Origin of the sequence: Desulfocapsa sulfexigens DSM 10523 (assembly GCF_000341395.1) — a bacterium.
GTDB classification, from domain to species: domain Bacteria; phylum Desulfobacterota; class Desulfobulbia; order Desulfobulbales; family Desulfocapsaceae; genus Desulfocapsa; species Desulfocapsa sulfexigens.
In genome coordinates, this window is the sequence record NC_020304.1 from 2,261,218 (window position 1) to 2,282,578 (window position 21,361).

At 42.4% G+C, this 21,361-nt stretch carries 17 protein-coding genes and 1 tRNA gene; 8 read left to right on the forward strand and 10 right to left on the reverse strand.

The window, feature by feature from the left end:
* Positions 1 to 60 precede the first annotated feature (60 nt).
* Positions 61 to 1,500, forward strand: a complete 1,440-nt coding sequence (locus UWK_RS09945) for a glycosyltransferase family 2 protein (protein ID WP_015404240.1) — start codon at positions 61 to 63, stop codon at positions 1,498 to 1,500.
* A 30-nt stretch (positions 1,501 to 1,530) separates the two neighbouring features.
* Here the strand turns inward: UWK_RS09945 and UWK_RS09950 are convergent, their stop codons facing one another.
* The 7 genes from UWK_RS09950 to UWK_RS09980 form a co-directional block, all read right to left on the reverse strand.
* Complete coding sequence (locus UWK_RS09950) at positions 1,531 to 2,484, reverse strand: glycosyltransferase (protein ID WP_015404241.1); 954 nt, start codon at positions 2,482 to 2,484, stop codon at positions 1,531 to 1,533.
* Positions 2,485 to 3,924: a B12-binding domain-containing radical SAM protein gene (locus UWK_RS09955; RefSeq protein WP_015404242.1), complete on the reverse strand. Its 1,440-nt coding sequence runs from the start codon at positions 3,922 to 3,924 to the stop codon at positions 2,485 to 2,487.
* 58 nt (positions 3,925 to 3,982) lie between these two features.
* Entirely contained in the window at positions 3,983 to 5,056 is a 1,074-nt protein-coding gene (locus UWK_RS09960; RefSeq protein WP_153304882.1) for a glycosyltransferase, read from the reverse strand.
* Between the two features lie 97 nt (positions 5,057 to 5,153).
* Positions 5,154 to 5,927 carry a glycosyltransferase family 2 protein gene (locus UWK_RS09965; RefSeq protein WP_015404244.1) on the reverse strand — a complete coding sequence of 258 codons (774 nt, stop codon included), beginning with the start codon at positions 5,925 to 5,927 and terminating at the stop codon, positions 5,154 to 5,156.
* 51 nt (positions 5,928 to 5,978) lie between these two features.
* Positions 5,979 to 7,700: a glycosyltransferase family 39 protein gene (locus UWK_RS09970; protein ID WP_015404245.1), complete on the reverse strand. Its 1,722-nt coding sequence runs from the start codon at positions 7,698 to 7,700 to the stop codon at positions 5,979 to 5,981.
* A 47-nt stretch (positions 7,701 to 7,747) separates the two neighbouring features.
* Positions 7,748 to 9,121 (reverse strand): B12-binding domain-containing radical SAM protein, encoded by a 1,374-nt coding sequence (locus UWK_RS09975; protein WP_015404246.1) that lies wholly within the window; start codon positions 9,119 to 9,121, stop codon positions 7,748 to 7,750.
* Between the two features lie 2 nt (positions 9,122 to 9,123).
* The gene (locus UWK_RS09980) at positions 9,124 to 9,867 is read right to left on the reverse strand and encodes a dolichyl-phosphate beta-glucosyltransferase (protein WP_015404247.1); all 744 of its coding nucleotides are present in this window, start codon (positions 9,865 to 9,867) and stop codon (positions 9,124 to 9,126) included.
* A 366-nt stretch (positions 9,868 to 10,233) separates the two neighbouring features.
* Here UWK_RS09980 and UWK_RS09985 point away from each other — a divergent pair, with 366 nt between their 5' ends.
* The 3 genes from UWK_RS09985 to UWK_RS09995 are packed head-to-tail and all read left to right on the forward strand — an operon-like array spanning position 10,234 to position 14,503.
* Complete coding sequence (locus UWK_RS09985; RefSeq protein ID WP_015404248.1) at positions 10,234 to 11,967, forward strand: hypothetical protein; 1,734 nt, start codon at positions 10,234 to 10,236, stop codon at positions 11,965 to 11,967.
* Between the two features lie 46 nt (positions 11,968 to 12,013).
* Positions 12,014 to 13,240 (forward strand): hypothetical protein, encoded by a 1,227-nt coding sequence (locus tag UWK_RS09990; RefSeq protein WP_153304883.1) that lies wholly within the window; start codon positions 12,014 to 12,016, stop codon positions 13,238 to 13,240.
* Positions 13,241 to 13,285: 45 nt separating this feature from the next.
* Positions 13,286 to 14,503: a radical SAM protein gene (locus UWK_RS09995; protein ID WP_015404250.1), complete on the forward strand. Its 1,218-nt coding sequence runs from the start codon at positions 13,286 to 13,288 to the stop codon at positions 14,501 to 14,503.
* A 12-nt stretch (positions 14,504 to 14,515) separates the two neighbouring features.
* Here UWK_RS09995 and UWK_RS10000 read toward each other — a convergent pair whose 3' ends face one another.
* From UWK_RS10000 to UWK_RS10010, 3 genes are all read right to left on the reverse strand, one after another.
* On the reverse strand, positions 14,516 to 15,940 hold the full coding sequence (locus UWK_RS10000; protein WP_015404251.1) for a B12-binding domain-containing radical SAM protein: 1,425 nt from the start codon (positions 15,938 to 15,940) through the stop codon (positions 14,516 to 14,518).
* 25 nt (positions 15,941 to 15,965) lie between these two features.
* The gene (locus UWK_RS10005) at positions 15,966 to 17,207 is read right to left on the reverse strand and encodes an aminotransferase class I/II-fold pyridoxal phosphate-dependent enzyme (RefSeq protein WP_015404252.1); all 1,242 of its coding nucleotides are present in this window, start codon (positions 17,205 to 17,207) and stop codon (positions 15,966 to 15,968) included.
* Positions 17,208 to 17,610: 403 nt separating this feature from the next.
* A tRNA-Leu gene (locus UWK_RS10010) sits at positions 17,611 to 17,697 on the reverse strand.
* Between the two features lie 101 nt (positions 17,698 to 17,798).
* On the opposite strand from UWK_RS10010, the gene UWK_RS10015 reads away from it, so the two are divergent.
* The 4 genes from UWK_RS10015 to UWK_RS10030 all read left to right on the forward strand — a co-directional run bounded on the left by UWK_RS10015 (position 17,799) and on the right by UWK_RS10030 (position 21,347).
* A complete protein-coding gene (locus UWK_RS10015; protein WP_015404254.1) occupies positions 17,799 to 18,770 on the forward strand; it encodes a bifunctional riboflavin kinase/FAD synthetase in 972 nt (323 codons plus the stop codon).
* A gap of 177 nt (positions 18,771 to 18,947) precedes the next feature.
* Positions 18,948 to 19,595, forward strand: a complete 648-nt coding sequence (locus tag UWK_RS10020) for a tetratricopeptide repeat protein (RefSeq protein WP_015404255.1) — start codon at positions 18,948 to 18,950, stop codon at positions 19,593 to 19,595.
* Positions 19,596 to 19,599: 4 nt separating this feature from the next.
* Positions 19,600 to 20,748 carry a DVU0298 family protein gene (locus UWK_RS10025; protein ID WP_015404256.1) on the forward strand — a complete coding sequence of 383 codons (1,149 nt, stop codon included), beginning with the start codon at positions 19,600 to 19,602 and terminating at the stop codon, positions 20,746 to 20,748.
* Complete coding sequence (locus UWK_RS10030) at positions 20,745 to 21,347, forward strand: tetratricopeptide repeat protein (protein ID WP_015404257.1); 603 nt, start codon at positions 20,745 to 20,747, stop codon at positions 21,345 to 21,347. The genes UWK_RS10025 and UWK_RS10030 overlap by 4 nt, the downstream gene beginning before the upstream one ends.
* Positions 21,348 to 21,361: the final 14 nt, after the last annotated feature.

Here is a 21,361-nt window from a genome sequence, read left to right on the forward strand (position 1 = left end):
TAACCGTGTTTTCGCAGAGGAGAATCATCTGATACGTTCAGTTTGAGTGATGGATTTTGAATGAATGACTGTATTTCAGTAATTATTCCAACAAAGAATGCGGGTGAGTCGTTTCGGGAATCTCTTGATATGATTTTTTCTCAGGAGATTGCCTCTCAGTTGGAAGTTGTCATAATCGACTCTGGTTCGACTGATCAGACATTGCAAATATGTGCTGATTATCCTGTTAAGCTTATTCAAATACCCGCCTCCTCATTTAATCACAGCGCTACCCGGAATCTGGCAATTTCTGAATCCTGCGGTGATATTTGTGTACTGACGGTTCAGGATGCAATTCCTGTGGACAATAGATGGTTGACAACACTTGTTGAACCATTAGTAAGGGATGGCAGGGTTGCAGGCGTTTTTGGACAACAGGTAGCCAGGGATGATGCTTCCTTTTTCACAAGATACTGTCAACTTCTTTATTATCGGGAATGGAGGAGTGACTGGAAACAGGAGTACGAGCAGTTACCCATAGAGACGGACGACTGGGAAAAACTGTCACATGAGCAGCGGCGGGTTGTTTCCAGATTTGACAATACAAACAGCTGTGTCAGGAGATCCGTCTGGAAGGAAATTCCTTTTCCTGTGGTCCCATTTGCTGAAGATGTTGCCTGGGCGATCGATGTGTTAACTGCCGGGTTTTCAATTTTCTGGAAACCGACAGCTCAGGTTTTTCATTCACATGAACGTCCATTATCGTATACCCTGAAGCGATCCTATGTTGATTCCAAAACCATTGCTGTCCTTTTGGGTGACAGTTCTTCATCTTCAATGACTCATCAAATGGCACGGTCTTTAATTAAATGGTTGTCAAAGGAGGCAGCCAGATACCTTCAATCGATCTCCGGGCAACTGGAAGGAAAGATGCATAAGTCAGAGATTCTGGCGGAGGCTGACAGATGTTGGCAGTTGAAAGTCAGTGCCGGAAAATCATCTGATAAAGATGGCACTATGGAATCTGGGTCACATCTGTTTCCTGGCGCAGTTTCTTTGAAAAACCGTATCTTTCGCCAATATTACAGGAGTGTTTCAGGGCCTCCCTGGTTCAGGAAGATGTGCCGCAATATTTTCCGGAATGGTCGATTACTGCGAAAAAAGTTTAAAGCCGGTGCTGGGGATAATCAGTCAATTACTTTGGAACTGCAGGCATGTCACCGTTATTTTTTGAATCTCCTTCTCTCTGTACATCTTGAGAATGCAGATAGAAGTGAGGACAGTGGCAGTTCTGTTCGATATGGCGCTGCTGTTATGGTAGCCGGGTCTTTTCTCGGGCAGAATATAAAAGCAGGTGATAGAACCGAGGAGCTGATCAGCATGGATGATGACCATGTGGACGTGAGGTTACCAGGTGACATTGAAGTGTGGAAACTCCTTAATGACTGGTATGAACAGGGGTTTGACCAGGAAGCCACTGCGATCTCCCGGTTGGATCAGATTTTGACAGATGGTGTCTGAAGTTGATAAGCAGAGGCTGGGTGAAAATTTTCACAGGTCTGTCTTGAAGGGTTGTTTGTAAAAACCCAGATGCCAGTTGACCAGAATAACCAGAGAGAGAAACAGAATGGTAACTGATTTTTTCGAAAAACCTTTTCTGCCCAGAAAAAATAAAAGTAAAGCAAGTAACACTAATGGTGAAAAGAACAGTAGTGAGGGCTTGTAAATTGACGCAATGATGATGCTGCACAATACAAAGGGCAGAAGACACGGTATGTAATGCAGAGGTCTGAAAAAACCATATTTTCTGAGTAACAGATACGTTGCGCCTCCATAACGTTGCATCATGCTGCAGAGCCCGGAGAGTGATTGCGGACGGTAATGTCTGACAATTGCCTCCGGGTTACGGATTAAAGTGTAGCCATTTTGAATCAGCCGGTAGTCAAGATCCACATCCTCGCCTGGCCACAATGATTCGTTAAAGCCTCCGATGCTTTCAAAAATATGTTTTTGGTATGCAGAGTTACAACTAGGATTGTGCTGGGTCTCAGTCAGGCTGGTGTACGGCTTCATGTAGGATGTTGCAAAACCCAGGATGGCAAAAGTTTCCTGGACACTTTTGCCAAAAGCAGTCTCATTTGGGGGGCTGATCTGATTCCCTCCCACACCGGCGATTTTGTCGCCTGAAAACCCTTTCTGTAGTTCTTTTAGCCACTGACGATGGACGATGCAATCACCATCGGTGAAGGCCACGATCTCCCCTTTTGCCTTTTTAACTCCGATATTTCTGGCCCTGGATGGGCCTCCGTTGGGGATCTGAATCACCTTGACTCTTTTGTGCGATTGGCAGATCTTGGTGGTATTGTCCGTTGAGCCATCATCGACGATGATGATTTCATAGTCAGGATAATCCAGGTTTAGCAGTGATTCCAGGCAGTCGTGGATGGTTCTTTCACAATTGAACACGGGAACGATAATTGATATTTTAGGAGAGCGTTCTGTCATTTAGCTGTTTTTTTGACTAACAAGATAGGAAAGAAAATTTTTAGCACCTCGTAATTTACAATAGAGGTCTGTTTTACTTCTGGCTGAAAGGAGAAATTTTAATATGTATGAAGGTCGGAAATAAAATTTCTTTAATCCACGATCAGTGCTTTCCTGAATGAATTGACTACTCAAGCCAGGATACTCAATAACCGCCGATTGTTCTCCGTCAGTTAGCCACTGGTCCCAGCTGGTCGCTTGGAGAAGACCGTTATCTTTGCATATTTGAAAAAATTGAGTTCCGGGAAATGGCACTGCCGCTGAAAACTGGACCGAATGTAACCCCAGGTTACAGGCAAAATCAAGGGTTGTGTTGATGCTATCCCTGGTTTCACCAGGGAGTCCAAGCACAAAGCAACCATGTACATCCAGGCCGGTTTTATGGGCCAGGGACATGAAATGGCGAGCATTGGCAACTGATTCTCTTTTGTTCATGGTCGCCAGCATATCATCGCTTCCAGATTCAAAACCAACCAGGAGTTCTCGACAGCCAGCTTTTTTGAGTATCTGGAAAAGTTCTTTGTCTCCGGTGTCTGTTCTGGCATTTACTGAAAAGGTTATTTTCAGTTTCCGGCGTAAGATTTCTTCACAGATTGCCATAGCATTAGCTTTGTTGATGGTAAATGTGTCATCTTCGAAAAAGAATTCACCGCCTTTGACCACCTGTGGACAGATTTCAATGTCATGCTCAATCTCATCAACAACCTTTTCCGGCAATCTGAGACGAACCTGGTGGCCATGCATAACTTCCGGCCAAAGACAGAAGATACATGTGTGTGGGCAGCCTCTACCTGAAAATATATCAATGTACGGATGCAGTTTCAGACCATCAAAATATTTCATCAGGTCAAGCTGATGCCATGCCGGAAAGGGGAGAGAGTCCAGATCCTGGATGAGTTGCCTTTTTTCGGTTCTTTGCGGTGTACCATCTTTCAGATAACAGATACCGGCAATGTCATCGAGAATTGGATAATTTGCAATAACATCCCTAATTGTCAGATCATATTCACCAATGCATATGACATCTACGGCTCCATTACTCAGGAGAAGTGTTTCTTCGGGCAGAGCGGAGCAATGTGGTCCAACCATTAGAATTTTGGCATCACTTACTTCTTTACAGATTCTTGCACATTCAATATCAGAGAAAATTGAGGGAGTGGTGGAGTCCAGGACAATAAAATCAGGCTGGCCATTTTTTACCAGCAAGCGCAGATCGTCTTTTTGAAGGTTTTCTGCCGGAAAATCAAAAAGTTTTGCCGTAATTCCTTCTTGTTCAAGCACAGCAGTGCCGTAGGCAAGCCAGTCAGGTGCCCGTAAAACACGACCTCGTGTCCTGGCTGCCCAGCGTTGTGATCTGTTGAAATTTTTAACAAATGGTTCGTTGATGAGAAATACTTTCATGTTGCCAGGGTCGTAGAGTTATATCGAATATTGTCGATTGACGTAAAGTACCACTTGTTTACGAATTAGTGTAGATTTCAGAGAGCGAGTTCCTCATATTCTCTATGCTAAAGAGCTCTTTATTCCTCCTGTAGAAGTTTTCTCCCATTGTTGTCCTCAATGTTTTTGATTGAATGAGTTTACACAGCTTGTCCGCAAATTCCTGTTCATTCTTGACCAGAAAACCTGAAGTGCCGGTATTTATTAAGTCGGAATGTCCGGGAATGTCAGTGGCAACAATTGCTTTCTTGAAGAAACTTGCTTCTATTAGTGAATATGGCAATCCTTCCCAGCGTGAAGTTGAAGTTATAATGTCTACCGTTTTTGTCAGTTGATGGATGTTCTTCCGATATCCGAGGAGGGTGACATGGCTCATCATATTATCTCTTTTGATTTGTATTTCAAGCTTCTTACGAAGCGGTCCGTCACCGATGAAGAGAAAATGACTATTGTTACATCTTTTTGTTACTTCCTTGATTATGCGGAGAAGAGAAAGAGGATTCTTTTGCCGATCAAGTCGGCCTATCTGCATCACGATAACAGATGATGATGGGATGTTTAGCTCATTAACAATGTTAGAATGTGACTGGCTGCAGGTTTCAATTCTTGTTGTGTCGATATGATTACGGATGAGCTGTATCTTGTGTGTGTGGGCAATTTTCCAGTGTTTAAATCGATTTTGTTGAGAAGATGAAACAGCAATAAAAAAGGCTGTGAATGGACTGAGCAATTTAAGAAGATATCGGCTCCCTTGATAGTTTGAATTCTCGCCAAAGGAATCGACATGTGGTGTGAAAATAATTTTTTTACATCGGGTAAAAAAGGTAGAGCCATACCCCCATATCGCCGATTGTAAATTATGGATATGAACCAGGTCGATATGGTTCTTTTGAATTATTTTTCGCGCTGTTACAAGACCTTCTAATGAGAAAAAACGACTTGGTTGTACCATTGTAAGGTGGTCTTTTGGCACAACATCAGCTAAAAAAGCTGGGATTTTTTGGTCATCGCTTGAGCAGAGTAACCAGAATTCAATATTTTCATCCTTTACAACCTGCAGGAGATAGCGAATGTGTCTACTGATACCACTCAAGAAGGGTTCATAGAACAGAATCAAAATCTTACAGTGTTTTTTTGAGCCTAATGACACGGTTCGCTGTATTCCCTGGATGTGTTTTTTGGAGGTGGTATCATTGGAATTTCATTGATTTCTTTTGGGGGGAAAAGATGTCAAATTTGACAAGGTTGCTTTTATGGAGCACATACTTGGCCAGGACTAGTAGCGTTTGAAGTCCGTATTTGACAGATCTTGGAAAATTAATTGATGAAGCTTCAGAAAAGTATCGACAGGGAATGGGAATGTCACCAATTTTGAATTTGAAATAGGCTGCCTGGGCAAGGAATTCTGAGTCAAAAACAAAATCATCTGAGTTTTTCATATAGGGGATTTCGTGGATGACTTGTTTTGAGTAAGCTCTGAACCCAGAGTGGAAGTCTCCAAGGTTTTGCCCCAATATTATATTCTCTATAAACGTTAGAGACCTGTTGGCAATATACTTGTAAAACGGCATACCACTTTCCAACGCTTCGGCACGAGACCGCACCCTGCAGCCAATAATAATGTCACAGATACCGGACTCAATAAACCCGACAGCGTAGGGGATTAATCGAGAATCATACTGGTAATCGGGGTGTATCATTATGATAATATCACAATCAATTTTCATCGCTTCAGCGTAGCATCGTTTTTGATTTGCTCCGTACCCTTTGTTTTGATCCAGCCTGTGCACAGTTATCCCAAGACCCTCAGCAATTTCGACAGTTCTGTCGGAGCTTGCATCATCGACAAGAATTATTTCATTAACACTTTTGTCCGGAATATCGTTGACTGTCATTTGCAGTGTTTTTTCCGCATTGTAGGCAGGCATAACAACGACAACTTTTTTTGAGGATGTTCGAGTCATCTTAGCGTTAACAGTTATGTTTACATGTGGTGATATTTTTTTTCATAGTGTTCAGTCCGGTCGAAGAATGTGGATGGAACCATCATTGCCGATAAAGCGTGAAAAGGGAAATTCTTTTACAACCTGATAGTGAGGGAGGGGACCAAGTGTTATGAGATATTTTTCTTCGTTTACCCACCACCAGCTATGTTTTTTTCTATTGTAATCTATTGTATTGGTATCAGAACAGAAATAACCATTAAATTCAAATCCTCCATCGATCTCGCATGGATTAACCTGGATGTCGTAAAGAAGATAAGCATGAGCTTGATGGAGACTGCGTTTTGCAGACATGAAATCCTTAACACCAAAAATACTTGTTCCAGCAAGGAAGAGAAGAATTGCTGTGGAAAGAATGATTTGGAGAAATGTGGGCTTAGTTTTTGTGACAGTTATTTGTTTTGTGAACCAAATAAGTAATAAGGCACATAGTGGTATAAGATAGCGGTCATGAAATCCTGTCAACAGGATAATCCCTGCATATATAAAAGAACAGATTAAGGCGAAGGAAGAAGTAAAACAGGTGTCATGATTATGTTTCTCCCTATCAGTGGAAAATAAGCATTTAACTGATTTAAGAGAAAACAAGAGGAGGATCATGGCGGAAAGGAGTGCGACGAAAGCTAAAAGAAAAAAGAACGGTTTGGGTAAGGATATAGTTCTTTGAATATCCAATAGATAGATGTCTTTTAGTAGGAGTGGCCCAATGCCAAAGTCATAAATGACATTTCTATGGAAGTTTATGGGAGGGTTGATGAGTCCACCCATAAGACATACTTCAAAGAGTACAAAGGAGGATAGGAGTAAAATGAATATCCTTCGGTTCTTTTTCCAACCTAACAGCTTGTGGCGGTATAAAACAACAAGAGGCGATAGCAGAAACCCTGTGTACATGAGCACTATCCCTGCCTGAGAGAAAAGAAAGAAGAGATAGTCTGGAAATCCTTTGCTTTGGGGGGCAGAGAAAATTTTCTTAAACACTGAATGACTGGTGATGGGTGTAGAACCACTTTGCCAGAGAAATACTTCGTACAGAATCCATGGTATTATGGTAATGCCGAAGGTCAGCAGGAGCATCTTTTTCTTATTCAGGTGCTTGCCACTGGGGTGAAGAAGACAGGTGATGAGAAAACCTAAGGGAATGACTATGCCGATTTGGCGGGTAAGAATTGAGAATAATGCGAAAAAAAGACCTGAAATAAGTAAAATATGGCTATGTTCTTCAATGCCCATATGGAGCAACAGAAATGATGAAATGAGTAGGAAAAGAAACGTAATATCAGACATGAAGGTGAAGCTTTGCGAAAGAAACAGCGGGTTTAATATAAGTACGAGTGTAGCCAGGAGAGATAGCCACAGGGAATTTTTCATCTGTCGCAGCAGCAGAAGGAGAGCGAAAGAAGATCCAATTGCCAGAACGAGAACAGATATTCTAAGTATTGTTACAGAAAAGCCAAAGCATGTGGAAAAAAGCAGACCCCATAGTACATGACATAAAACGGAAGGTCCACCGTCACCCCAACCTGTCGCAGTTACATTTTTTCCATCCAGCAGTGTTTCAACGATGCGAACAAAGCACCAGTCATCGTTAACCATGAATTCACCGACCGGACTGATAAAGAGTACAATGCCTCCCCAAAGGCTGAGGAGGATGGTAATAGCAACGAAGAACAGTTGTCTCTGGTTTGGAGTGTGATTTGCGAGTGATGAGTGACCAAGGTTTTTTTCAAGCATTGCAATACAAACCTTTTGAGGTTGGAATCAATCTCATTTCTGCTGACCTAAATACGTTTTATTTTGGTAAAGATTTTTTTTAGACCATTTTTGTGGAGTAAAATTGAAACTTGCTGGAGGAGTCGTTGGGGCCTTGTGTAAAATTTGAGATAGGCTTGAGATTTCAACTGCTCAATTTTTCTGGGGAGGACATTCATATGTTCAGGAGAATAATTACAAGCACGATAATAATCAAAATCAGTAAATTGACCTGAAAGCAACTTTTTTTCACTTGCATAGAGATGTGTTCCTGGGAAAGGAGTCAAAATACTGAAGGAGACATCATCTATGGGAAGCTTGCATGCAAAACGAATTGTCTCTTGTAAGTCGTCGAGCGTTTCAGATGGATGTCCAAGGATAAAATATCCCTGTACCTTCAACTTGAGTTTTTTTGCAATATTCACAGCTTCTATGATCTGTTTGGTGCTGATTTTCTTATTATAGACAGTGCCTAGTAATCTGTCGGAGGAAGATTCCATGCCGATGTTTATCTTTCTTAATCCAGCTGCATACATTTTTTCTAAAAGTGCAGCGTCTATATTGTCGGCTCGTAAATTACAGCACCATCTGAAGTTCATTTCACTCTCGATTAACAGTGAACAGATTCTTTCTGCCCAGACTTTATCTATCATGAATGTGTCATCTTCAAACATAAACGCATTTATGGAGTATCTCTTTTTTAATAAGTGTAGTTCTTCAATGATGTTCTCGGGCGCCCGCTTCCTGATTTTTTTGCCAAACAGGTTTGTTAATGTTGGCTGACAAAAACTGCAATTGTAGGGACATCCACGAGATATGATAAGGGATGTTCCTGTAAGGTTTGGAGACACGGTGTCCATACTGTTCCATATCTTAATATATTCCGACATATTAAAATGGGATCGGTCGGGTGCGGGGAGGCTGTCGATGTCAGTATAGGTCGACCTGCGTTCGTTGGAGATAATCTGGCCATTCTCTCTGTATATTAAATTGGCTACTTTTGCAGGAGAATCCAGATTTATCAGTAATTCATAAAATGCCTCTTCACCTTCTCCCTGTATTACCATGTCAACGTGAGGATCAGACATGCAGAGTTCTGGAAGAACTGTCGGGTGTGGTCCACCAAAGATGATTTTGGCTGATTGATCCTTTGATTTTATTAAGGCGGCCATTTCATGTGCATCACCCGCCATAGTTGTCATCACCGAAAAACCAATCAGAGTATATTGGGAGAAGTCATAGGAAGAAATATTTTTGTTGTTTTCTGTCTCAAAAGTGGCGTCATAGACATCAATAGAGAGATCGGGGAGCTTCATTTTCAGGAATGAAATAATGGATCCCAGTCCCAGAGGAGGCTGTCCTGACGGATATTTAAAGCGTGGATAAATCAGGAGTATTTTCATGGTCAAGGCTTACGCAACAGGGACTTGATTTTGAACTTAAATAAATCAAACCCAACATTGATCGGATCGCTTAGCGGGCGAAATTTTGAATCAAAATTGTTTTCCCAGGTTATGGGTACTTCTTTTATACGATACTTTCTCTTTTTTGCGATACAGAGGAGTTCTGGGTCAAAACCAAAACGGCATATTGTCAGTTCAGGAAATATTTGTTGGGCGCATTCTGCTGTAAAGGCCTTAAATCCACATTGGGAATCTTGAATATCTGGCAACAGGAGCCATCTGACAATATATCCAAAGAGTTTGCCCATCCGGTCTCTGACAAAATTCTGTGGGATTGTTTTTTGAGAGTTGGCCAGTGCACGCGATCCAATTGCTATATCATAATCTTCTTTCAGAAGAGCTTGTGCCATCTTTTCATACTCATCTATAGGAGTAGACAGGTCTGCGTCAGTAAAGAGGCGTATTTCTCCGTTTGCATGGAGCATTCCCCGTTTAATTGAATACCCTTTGCCCCTGTTTTTGCTGTTCTGAAGAATCGTAATGGGGACAGATTGTGAAGAGCATTCTTTTTGCAGAATAGACAGCGTATTGTCTTTTGACCCATCATCAACGATGATGAGTTCAATCCTTATTGGGCGCTGGGAAAAATACGTGCTGATATCTTGAATGGTTTGTTGAATTCGATTTTGTTCATTGTATGTCGGGATGATCACGCTTAACAAGTAGTTGTCTTCTTTGATAAACATAAGTTTACTGTGGGCACAGTGGCTCGCTCATTGTGTTTTCTTCTGATACTCTTATGTCTTGCCTGGTTGCTATTATGGCTGTGCTGTAAGGGGAAATGTGTACATAAAGTAGAAAGTTTATCCCACGTGAGAGGGGATTGCAAATATCATATGGTCTACACTGCCGAAACATTGGCAGAAAGTTGCTTCTGAAGTATGTTTTCATTGTCTGTATTTCTAACTTCAGCTTTCTTTACTGGTTGAATCTGGTATTTTTGTTTTTAGGTGATTGTTGATTAGTACTCTGAGTTTGCAGATGGTCAATATGCTAACTTTATTCTCATTTTTTAGTCAAAGAATAGTATTCTTGGTCATAGATTATTTTTTATGGATGTAAGCACTAAACATAAAGTTTTGCTTCTGGTCATTATATTTCTTGTGTATCTTTCAGCACACTGGAGTGGTGTTCGTTCGCAATATGTAATCAATGATGATGTCAGACAACAGATTTATTGGATGCAGAAGTGGCAGGATCCTGATTTGTTTGAGAATCATTATCTAACCGAATACGCAAAACAGTATGTTCCGTGGGGGGTTAAAGTAATATACCGGGCAGCTTCTTATTTTATAAATCCCGTTCAATTCAGTAAAGTTCTGAGTGGACTACTTTTTTTAATGACGGCTGGCAGTCTCTTTCTTCTCGCTTCCCGGCTCGGTGATGAGTTGACTGGAGTTGTGACAGTTTGTGTTTTTTTGTATTTTGGGTTTTTCCTGGGTGCTGTTTCCGGTGGCCTTTCCAGAGGCTTTGTTTTTCCACTGCTTATTCTGTATCTCTTTTTTCTGTCCGGCAATGAAGTGTTTCGTGCTGGTATCGTTATAATGGTACAAGCATTGTTTAATCCCTACCTCTGTCTTTTATGTCTCGTCACACATAGCTTATTTCTACTTTGCACTCAGTGGTTCTGCCATTTTCCTAGATTGAGGGATGTGTCATGGTTAAACATAAGCAGCGACAGACGAGAACGGTCACAAATCCCCATAGGGCATTTACTGCTGTCCATAGGACCGGTATGTGTCGGAGTTGTACTCCTGGTCGTGAAATATCGTCTATTCACAGTACCAGATTTTGGGGAAATTGTTTCGTATGGGGAAATGGTCGGGAATATTGAATATACAGCCGCCGGAAGATATGAAATTATCCCAGTACCATCAATGTTTTTTGAGTGCGTTCGTCCGTTTATTCAGTTCCCCCCACTTGGAGTATTGAGTGTGATTGCGAGCGTCACAGGGACTCTAATACTTGCTTTTGTTGCTGTGTCAGGGTGGAATAACCAGGCTGTATACCAACAGATTCAGAGGCTGGAAATTTTTCTTTATCTTCTTTTTGCGTCAGTATTCTTATACTTCCTGGCACGCCTTGTCCTCATGGATCTGTTTCTGCCAAGTCGCTACATGGAATATTCCTTAACGGTTGTGTATTGTGTATTGACAGGAATGTTTGTTCGTTCAGGCATGGAATATAAGCAGGGAATAAAAAAGCATACAATCCTGTTGGTAATTTTACTTGTTCTTCTAGGAACGATACGGCTGAATGGTATAGGAATTTACGATTACACAAAGCAGTCATCCTTATATCAGTTCTTTTTGACAACTCCTAAGAATTGTACTATCGCCGGACACCCTGATATTATGGATAATATAATGACTTTTTCGAAACGAAGGGCTTTTGTCAGCTATGAACTCTCTCATACGTGGTATGATCAATACTGGTCAACTATCAAGAGTAGGACATATCAATTCTTTAATGCGTATTATTCCGAAAATCCTGACGAACTAAGAGATTTTTGCCGAAAACATAAAATTGATTATATGGTGGTTAGAGAAAGCGATTTTCAAGAGAATGGTCTTGGTGGAACGGCCGATTACTTCGAGCCTTTTGGCACCTATATTCAAGGGCTTTTGAGGGGGAAATCTTCATTTGCCGTGTTTGATGAGACGAATTTCAGGCCAGTGTATTCTCAAGATGGGATTCGTGTGTTAGCATTTGGAACTGCTCAAGAGCAGGGTTACAATATGTTTGATTTGAGAACCACTGCAGAAAACGAACATCAGGGACTGTAAGTATATGTTGGAGTGGCTAGCCGAACTGAAAAGATCAGAAAAAGTTGTGTGGATTCTTTTTAGTTTTACATGCTTTCAGCTTGTGACAAAGTTTCCCAATATTACATTGATACCAGGAGAACGGGCAAAGGTCTTTTCTGGTATACTCTGCTTGATCACTTTCCTCTATCTCCTGCTAATAAAAAAAGATTCTCTTCATCTGGACCGGGAATGGGGTGTCTGTATTATTCTTGCATTGTTATGTGTTTGTAGCGGAATTGCCAGTGGGGAACCAACCTCTCCTTTGTGGCGAGGCTTGACTGTCCTTTCTTCAGGGATTGGTGGCTTTTGGTGTGGAAGGCTGTTGCTAAATACCCCTTCTCGGATTTTCTTGTTTTCTAAACTATGTCTTATTCTTTTAACATTACTTCTTCTCTTGGGAATAGGTGGCTATTTTCTGTATGGAAATGTGTTGCACTTAGCAGATATTCATAAACATCCATTCAATAACCTGATTCTCCTGCTCTCTTTTGGTCCCCTGAGCTTATTGTTCAGAGATGATCGACGGGTGAAGATAATTGGAATCTTTTTTTTACTTGTGAGCTATTATGTCATGTCGCTCAGCTTTGACCCGATAATCTGGTTTCCTCCTCTCTTGGTCGTAGGAGCAATGGTGTTTACCAATAAAAGAAGAAAAGGTACTGTCTTTTTTATTACGTTAGCCGTCTTTCTAGCGTCGACGATTCACTTGTACCAGGTGCCCGGTCTTTTTTTTAACAAAGAGGATATTTCAATTTGGTTTAGGGTGGAGAATTTCTTTTTCTCGACTCACATGGCATTACAAAAGCCTCTTCTCGGTATTGGCTTGGTGGCTCCTCGTCTAGAATATCTGGAGGATTATGAGATTGTGTATCCCTATGTCACAAAAGAACAATTTGCCGAGGTTATTCCAGAAATCAACCGTTCTTCTGAAAATCAATTCTTGACGTTTATGTGTGATCTTGGATTCCCATTTGTTCTCCTCTATTCTTTTTCTGTTGTGATGTTGTATACAAGACTTTTAAGGTATCTGCGACAGGGGAAGTCTATAGGGATGATCCACCCAGTGGTTTTTTGGGTTCCAATAACTGGCACTCTCATTCATCTTCAGTTTTATGATGGATTACTTCAGCCTCAACCATGCTGGTTCTTTCATATTCTTCTGGGAATGATATCAGTTCAGAATGTAGCGCCGACAGGTCAGAATCTCTCTCCTGAAGACGAAAAACAAGGCTCTCCTACAGCCTATGTCTGAGTAATGTGTTATCAGTGATACTTTAAAATAAACTGTGTGTATACAATGACGAAAAAAAGACGTGCGGCAGTATCACTGGACGCCATACTAAAGGGAGCGCAGATTCTGCTACCGCATCCTCGTATTGGATTGAAGCTGGCCAGGATTGAAGCGGAAAAGAAATTCTTTCCTTTTCTGAACCCTAAAAGAAAAAGTGGCTATGCACGAAAAATTCACCAGCTGTCTATACGGATAACGGATTTGTGCAACCTTCGCTGCCATACCTGCGGCCAATGGGGAGATAATGGTTTTCTCCATGGATGTAATCCGGGCGAGCTTAAAGGAAGAGAAGTTTCAGGAAAAAGATATCTTGAGATCTTTGATGATCTTGTGCATCATGGACACCGGCCAAATGTTTATATATGGGGAGGCGAACCCACCATGTACGTTTCACTTCTCGATATCCTCTATGGTGCCACTGAAAGGAAAATGCCTGTATCCATTGTTTCAAACGGCCATAGGATTGCCAGTATGGCTGAGGAGTTGATTAAGAGCCGTTTATATCTTCTGCAGCTGTCAATAGATGGCCACAATGGTGATGTGCACAATGGACTTCGGCCATCAGCTGGAAAAGGTGATGCATTTAATGATATCCTCAAGGGGCTGCAGGCAGTCTACGAATGTAGAAAAGGTCGTCCTGGTTTACCGATTGTGGCCTCACTCACGGTGATTTCCAAGCAGAACATGCATCATCTCGTAGATATCTATCATCGTTTTAAGAAGTATGTGGATATTTTTGTCTTTTATCCTTCATGGTGGATTAACCATGAACAGGCGGAACGACATGAGACTGACTTTAGTGAACGTTTTGGGTTTCAACCAAAACTTCACCGGGGATGGATAGGCAGTTGGAAACCTGATGAGTACCAAACCCTCGCAGAACAGATCAAGGAATTAAAATCACTTTCTAAATCCTTGTCGGCACCCTCTGTGACCTTTATTCCCGATATCACGACCGTTGCAGATTTGGAAAAATATTACACAGATCATCAGGAAACATTTGGCTACGATGAGTGTGTCTCTATCTTTCAGGCAGTGGAGCTTGATTCCAATGGCGATATGTCACCCTGTCGAGATTACCATGATTATATCGTTGGTAATGTAAAAGAGAAAACTATTACAGAGTTGTGGAATTCAGAAAGGTATCGGGACTTCCGTGCAAGCCTTCAGAGGGATGGCCTTATGCCGGTATGCTGCCGTTGCTGCGGTTTGATGGGATATTAAGTTATTTTCTCATTAAATATCGATGTCATTTTTTCTCTGTTTGAGGGTGAGTATATTCAATAGCAGCATGGCAATTGTCTTTGCCTCATGGACGACAAAGGCCATAAAATAATTTCTCAGAAAATAGTTGTTCCAGATCATTTTCAGGTTGAAGTAGGGCTTCAGACATTCAATTTTTTTTGCCTTGTAGAGTTCGTCACGGCTAAGATATTTAGTTCTTACTACACAGGAAAACCCATTGTACTGTGAGAAATCATCTTTGTTGACAACAAGATCTGCGGCAAGCATCTCCTCACGTAAAATGGTCTTTGGGTAGGGAGTTATATATTGGACATAAATGGAATCTGGCACCAGGCTGCGAATCTGCTGTAACTGCTTCTTGATCGACTCTTTGGTGTCGTTGGCGAACCCAACAATAGTACCGGCTATGATTGCCATGTTATGTTTTCTCAGGATGGCTGCTGCCTGCTGGTTGATTTTGGGGCTGGTTGGTTTTTTAATGGCGCGGAGTACATCTGGATCCATGGATTCAAAGCCGACGAAGATGATTCGGAAGTTCGCCTTATCCATCAGTTCCACAAGGTCGGGATTGTTGGCCATTCCGGCGGCAGTTACCTGGGTCATGTAGTGCATGTCGTTGAGATTGTTCTCAATTATTGCATTGCAGATGCTTTTGAAATGGTCTATTGAGTGAGTGATGTTATCGTCAATGATAAAAACTGACCGTGTACCGTTAGCTTTGATACTTTTTAAATCGGCAACTACTCTTTCGATAGGAAAGGGGCGGAAGGAGTGACCGTACATATGGGTGATGCAGCAGAATTTGCAGTTGTTTGGGCATCCCCTCGATGTCTCGATAACATCCATTGATTTATCGAGAATATTGAAGGAACTGTCCAGGCGACTGCTGCGGTCAGGAAGGGGGAGTTTGCTGATTTCTAAGAGATCTCTCTTGGGATTGTGCACCCAGGAGTCTTGAGATCGGTAACTCAAGCCTTTGATAGACTGGAAGTCGGGAGAGGATTGTTCAAGCTCCTTTATTAATGCCGCAAAGGTTATTTCGCCCTCTCCGCGAACAATAAAGTCGACGGGTAATCCCGCATCGTTCTCGGTGATCTCTTTGTACATCAAAGTTGCATGATAACCACCAATGACAATTTGTATGTCAGGGTGGGTAGATTTTATGTATGCTGCGATTCGCAGGAGGGTATCAAACTGAAAAGTCATGGCACTGAGACCTATTACCTGAGGATTGTAGGTGTTGATTGTCTCGTTTATGGCTTTTTTTACGCCAGGTTTTTTTAGAATCAGATCCAGTATATGAACATCGTGGCCCTTTACGGAACCGGCGAGGGATGCGAGGGCCAGGTTGGGTAGACGGCCCACTGTTTCCAATATGTCAGAAGTATCAGGCATTGCAAAAAGAACTATTCTCATCTTGTTCTCCGGTTCGTGATTTGAATTACATGTTAAATCCAGACAGGTCTGGCATTTCCATATGTTCCAGCTCTGTTAATATGGCGGCAATCGTTTTGGCTGCCATGATAAGGTCTTCTTTTTTGTGACTGGCAGTGATTGAGGCCCGGAGTATTGCTTTACCTGCAGGAACGACGGGAGGAAAAACAGCATGAATGTAAAGTCCATGTTCGTGGCAGATCTTTGCTGCTACAGCAGCCTTCATAGGATTACCAACAAAGATGGGAACAATAGAAGTGACCGATTTACCCGCAGGGATGTTTAAAGAATGCAGCGTCTCTTTGAAAATTTTGGTGTTGCTGTTAAGTCTGTTTACCAGCTTCTGGCGCTCAGTTTCAAATATTTCCAATCCTTTAAGAGCAGTGGCGGCCATGGTCGTTGAGAGTGCAATGGAGTAAATGAAGCCCCGGGATTCATGGCGCAGATAATTAATCATTTTAGCAGAAGAGACAACATACCCACCTGCGGCAGGAATGGATTTTGAGAGGGTCGCCATGGTGATATCGATGTCATCCGGATTGATATTGTAATACTCGCAAATACCACCGCCTGTTTTCCCTAAAACAAACATGGAATGACATTCGTCAACCATAAGATATGCGTTATATCTTTTGCAAAGTGCTATGATCTGGGGGAGGTCAGCTGGCTCACCAGACATGCTGAAAATGGCATCAATAATAACAAGTTTTCTTGATGAGTCGGGTATGCCGGCCAGTATCTTCTGAAGTCGAGAAAGGTCATGGTGGGGATAGCGCATCAATTTGGCGCTGGAATATCTCCCGCCATCGATCATTGATGCGTGATTCATCTTGTCGCAAATAATGTAATCATTTTTGCGCAGGAGACAGGCAATTGTCGAAACATTTGCCAGGTATCCGCTGGTGTAAACAATAGCTCCTTCTTTTTGGTGCAGTGCAGCAATCTTTGATTCAAGGCGAGAATGAATCTTTGTGCTCCCTGCCAAAAATCGCGAACCACTCATTCCTGTTCCAAATTTCTGGATGGTGTCTATTGCTGCCTGGTTGATCTGTTGGTGTTTGTTGAGGCCAAGGTAGGAATATCCTCCCAACATTAGCATCTTGTTGTTGTCGGATAGAACCCAGTCATTTTCAAGCTCTTCACTGATTTCTTTAAACCATGTATAGACGCCGGCAGCTTTTCCCCCTTCTACATCCCAGACTGTTTTGGGTGGGAAGGCTAGAGGGGAAGTGTTTCTTTTTTGATTCATTAAGTCAATATGTTGAGTTGTTGTGATAGGTTGAATACTGCTCTGTAGAAGACTGGAATAGATTCATTTGGGAAAATTCTAACATGAAATCAAAAAAATCCTTAACTATTTTTTATAACAGAAGGGTATGAAGGGGTTTTGATTGGATACATTAATGCTGTGACATGGGTATATTAAAAGCTGTTAAAGCAGGAATGCCTAATTTTCGACTGACCTCATACAACGAGGATTGTATTGCTTTTTGGTCGAAATTGGAATACGAACACGACAATGATTTCTCTCTATTTAGTTTGAAACAGGTTGGAAGGGTTTGGAAAAAGAGAGTAATTGCTATGGACTGTGAAAGTGTAGGCCAAAAAAAAGGTCTTTATAAGTATTGCCTACTTATAAAGACCTTTAAATTTGGTGCCGAAGAGAAGACTCGAACTTCCACGAGAATACTCCCACTAGACCCTGAACCTAGCGCGTCTACCAATTCCGCCACTTCGGCAACGCTGGTAAATATGCTTGTCCTGAAGGGATTTGTCAAGACTTTCTTCATGGTGGTGTCAAAAAAGAACAGGTTTGATAATTGAACAATACAATGGCGAAATGAAGATATATAGAGAACTGAGTCAAATCAAAGAATCCTTTCCTCATGCATGTGTGACTATCGGTAACTTTGATGGTGTTCACCTGGGCCATCAACTTCTTTTTGGTGAAGTTGTCCAGAGGGCGTATCGCTGTAATGGGACAAGTGTGGCGGTGACATTCGACCCACATCCACTACAGGTCCTACGCCCTCAGGGAATAAAGCTGATTTCCACCTGTGAGCAGAAGACGGAGCTTATAGAACATGCGGGGATTGACGTCCTCGTTATCATACCGTTTTCCATGCAATTTGCAGCTATTACAGCCCATCATTTCGTCGATGACATCCTCAGAAAAATCATTGGCGTAAAAGAGCTCGTTGTTGGATATGATTATGCTTTCGGGAAAGGCCGGGTAGGTAATATTGAATTTCTGAAAGAACAGGGCGCTGCAAAAGGATTTTCTGTGACCGTGGTGGATGCTCATTATGAACAGGATTTTCTGGTGAGTTCCACAAAGGTTCGGGAATTGGTGGCCGATGGTAGAATGGCGGACGCCAGGACACTCCTTGGAAGGTATTATCAGATCAGGGGGGAAGTCCAGCTGGGTCAGCAGCGTGGTGGAAAAGAAATAGGGTTTCCGACAGCAAATCTGAACATGGAAAAAGAGGATCTCATTCCTAAAATGGGTGTTTACGTCTGTCAGGTTATCTGTGGTGGAAGGTGTTATGGCGGTGTATTGAATATCGGAGTGAATCCTACTTTTGGGGAAAATCGTCTTGTTGCAGAAACGCATATATTTGATTTTAATCAGGATATTTATGGGAAGCCGATTAAAGTCAACCTGCTGCGTTTTTTGCGCAATGAAAAGAAATTTTCAGGGATAGAAGAGCTTTCAACTCAGATTGCAAAGGATGTGGTTCAGGCAAAAGCTATATTAGCGGAGCAGCAAAAAGAACTGACTCTCTCCTGTGAGGAGCGTTTCAACAGGTAGCATGAATGCCTCAGCTGTGGTCTGGCATTTTCTTCTTGCAAGTCAGCGGATGGTGTCTATAGTGTAGTCGATTTGGCTTTAAGAAGAACAAACAAGTCTTATATTTCCGGTACGGTTCGCGCAACAATTTTACCTTAAAATGTAATGCTTTAAAACATACTGATTTAGAGGAATGTCATGTCAGAAGAGAATGCTATTGAGAATTTGACTGAAGATCTACCAACAGTCATCGCAGAGTTGGAAAAAAAATGTAAACAGAATCCAGACAATGTTGTTACTTTGCATCACCTTGGGCTTGTTTATTTGAAATCCGGGAGGATCGACGAGGCTATAGAGTGTCTTGAAAAGTGTCTTGTGATTGATGAACAGGCTAATCAGCCTATGATTAATCTGGGAGCTATTTATTTCGGTCAGGGAAATCTGGATAAGGCTCAGGAGCTAAATGAAATGGCAATCAAGGTTCAGCCTGACACTTCAGCACAGGCCCACGCAAATCTTGGATTGATCTGGCAACAGCGCAATGAGCTTGATAAGTCAATTGCCTCCTACGAGAAGGCCATTCAGTACGATCCCAAACTTGCAACCGTGTGGATGAATCTTACATCCGTGCTCACCATGAAAGGTGAAGACGATCGTGCGTTAAAGGCAGCCACTAAGGCAACCCAACTTGAGCCCGATTCAGCTCTTGCGCAGAATAATCTTGCTGTCGCTCTCTTTTTCAGTGGTGATTATCCCAAAGCAAAGGTCCACATGGAAAAAGCCATAGAATTAGGGTATTCCGTTGATCCCAATTTTATTGCAGGCTTGGAAGAGAAGTTAGCATAGTATTATGAAGAAACAAAAACTTACCACCGCCCCCTGGTGTCCGTTTTGTGGCCAGAAAGTTGGTCGGGCAACCGATGCCATTGAGCGGAAGATGCAGGAATTCCAGGTTGGTCGCTGTCAGTGTGGTGCTGTGTATACCTGTGACCCCACTGGTCACAATGTGGGCTCGGCAATGGTGGAGGCTCTTGTTTTTGCCTGCAATGATAACTGGGATTTCGCATGGGATCTGATGCCCGAGGATGATTATCTGACTGGGCGGGTAGAGGATTATGATGAGACCACCCATCAGGTAGTTAATACTCGAAACATTGATGGTCGTCCTGTTCGTGGCGTTCTTTATTTTGTCCGTCTCCATACTGAGATTGCTGAGATTGCCAAGCGGGTGAAAGAGAAGAAAGAGGCCTTGGCGCGAGAGACCATTACTCCGATACTGTCCGATGCTGTTGAAGCAATCCCGACTCCAGAACCACAGCTTGATCCGAAAAGAGTAAAACTCAAGTCTACGAAGAAAGGGGTTAAAGAGGCGAGAGACAGAGGAGATATCGATACTCTGGTCATGCTCTGTTTTGATAACAGGAAGACTCTTCGTCTTCTGCAGCGTCTTTTGTACGATGTCGACGAGGCCCGGCGTTGGGAAACGGCCTGGGTTATTGGTCAGGTCTGTTCCCGTGTTGCTACAAAAATGCCAGGCCAGGTGTCTGAGCTCGTTCACCGTCTCTTTGAAGCCTGTTCCGATTCGGCGGCGGCCCCCTGGGGAATGATTGAGGCTCTGGGCGAAGTTATTTCTGGCCGGCCAGATGTTTTTGGTGCTTTTACAAGGCATCTGCTGAACTATATGGGTGATGATTCCACTCAGGTTCAGGTCGTGTGGGCGCTTTCGAAAATTGCCGCTAAAAGGCCTGATCTTATTCGTGAGACGCCTTTTTTCAACCTGTTTCATTTTTTACAACATCCCAACCCTCAAATGCGCGGGCTTGTAGTGCAACTGCTGGGTCGGATAAGGGCAAAAGAAGTAAGCCTGCAGCTTATGGAGCTCAGTGATGATCAGGAAAAACTTGTTATATGGGAAAATAGAAAACCAGTAGAATATACAATTGCTGAACTGGTAACTGTTGCATTGAAACAGATCAGTGAAGGAGATATTAAAAAATGATTAGTAACATACAGTCCATGGCTGACATAAAGAAGGCTGGCCAGAAAGAAGAAAAAAAACGCTCATCAGATCCCATTCAGGCTGAGTATGATGATGGTATAGCATTTTTGAAAGAGAAGGATTTAGCCCAGGCAGCCGTTGCATTTCACAATGCTTTGCGTGGCTACGAGGAGAAAAAACATCAGGATGGAATCGCCAATGCCTCTAACCAGCTTGGCAATGTTTGTCTTGAAAAGGGCGAATTTGAAAAGGCCAAAGAACATTATCAACGTGCCTGGGATATCTGTGACCGTTTTGAAGACCCCATGAGCCTTCTGGCCCTGTCCATGCAACTGGTCACTGTCCATCGTGGTTTAAATGATAATACTGCAGCGCTGAATATCTGTTTTGATATGCTGGATACTCATAGTCTTAATAACAATCCTCAGGGAACCGTAGCCACTATGGAAACCATCGCGGATATTTATATGGCCATGGGTGACAAGGCTAAAGTTGCTGACACCTATCGTACGATTGCTTCCATCCATGCCAACTATAAGCATAAGAATATTGCTGAGAAATTTCTCACTCGAGCAAAAGAGCTGGAAGCCGAAGCGTAAGCCCCAGTAAAATA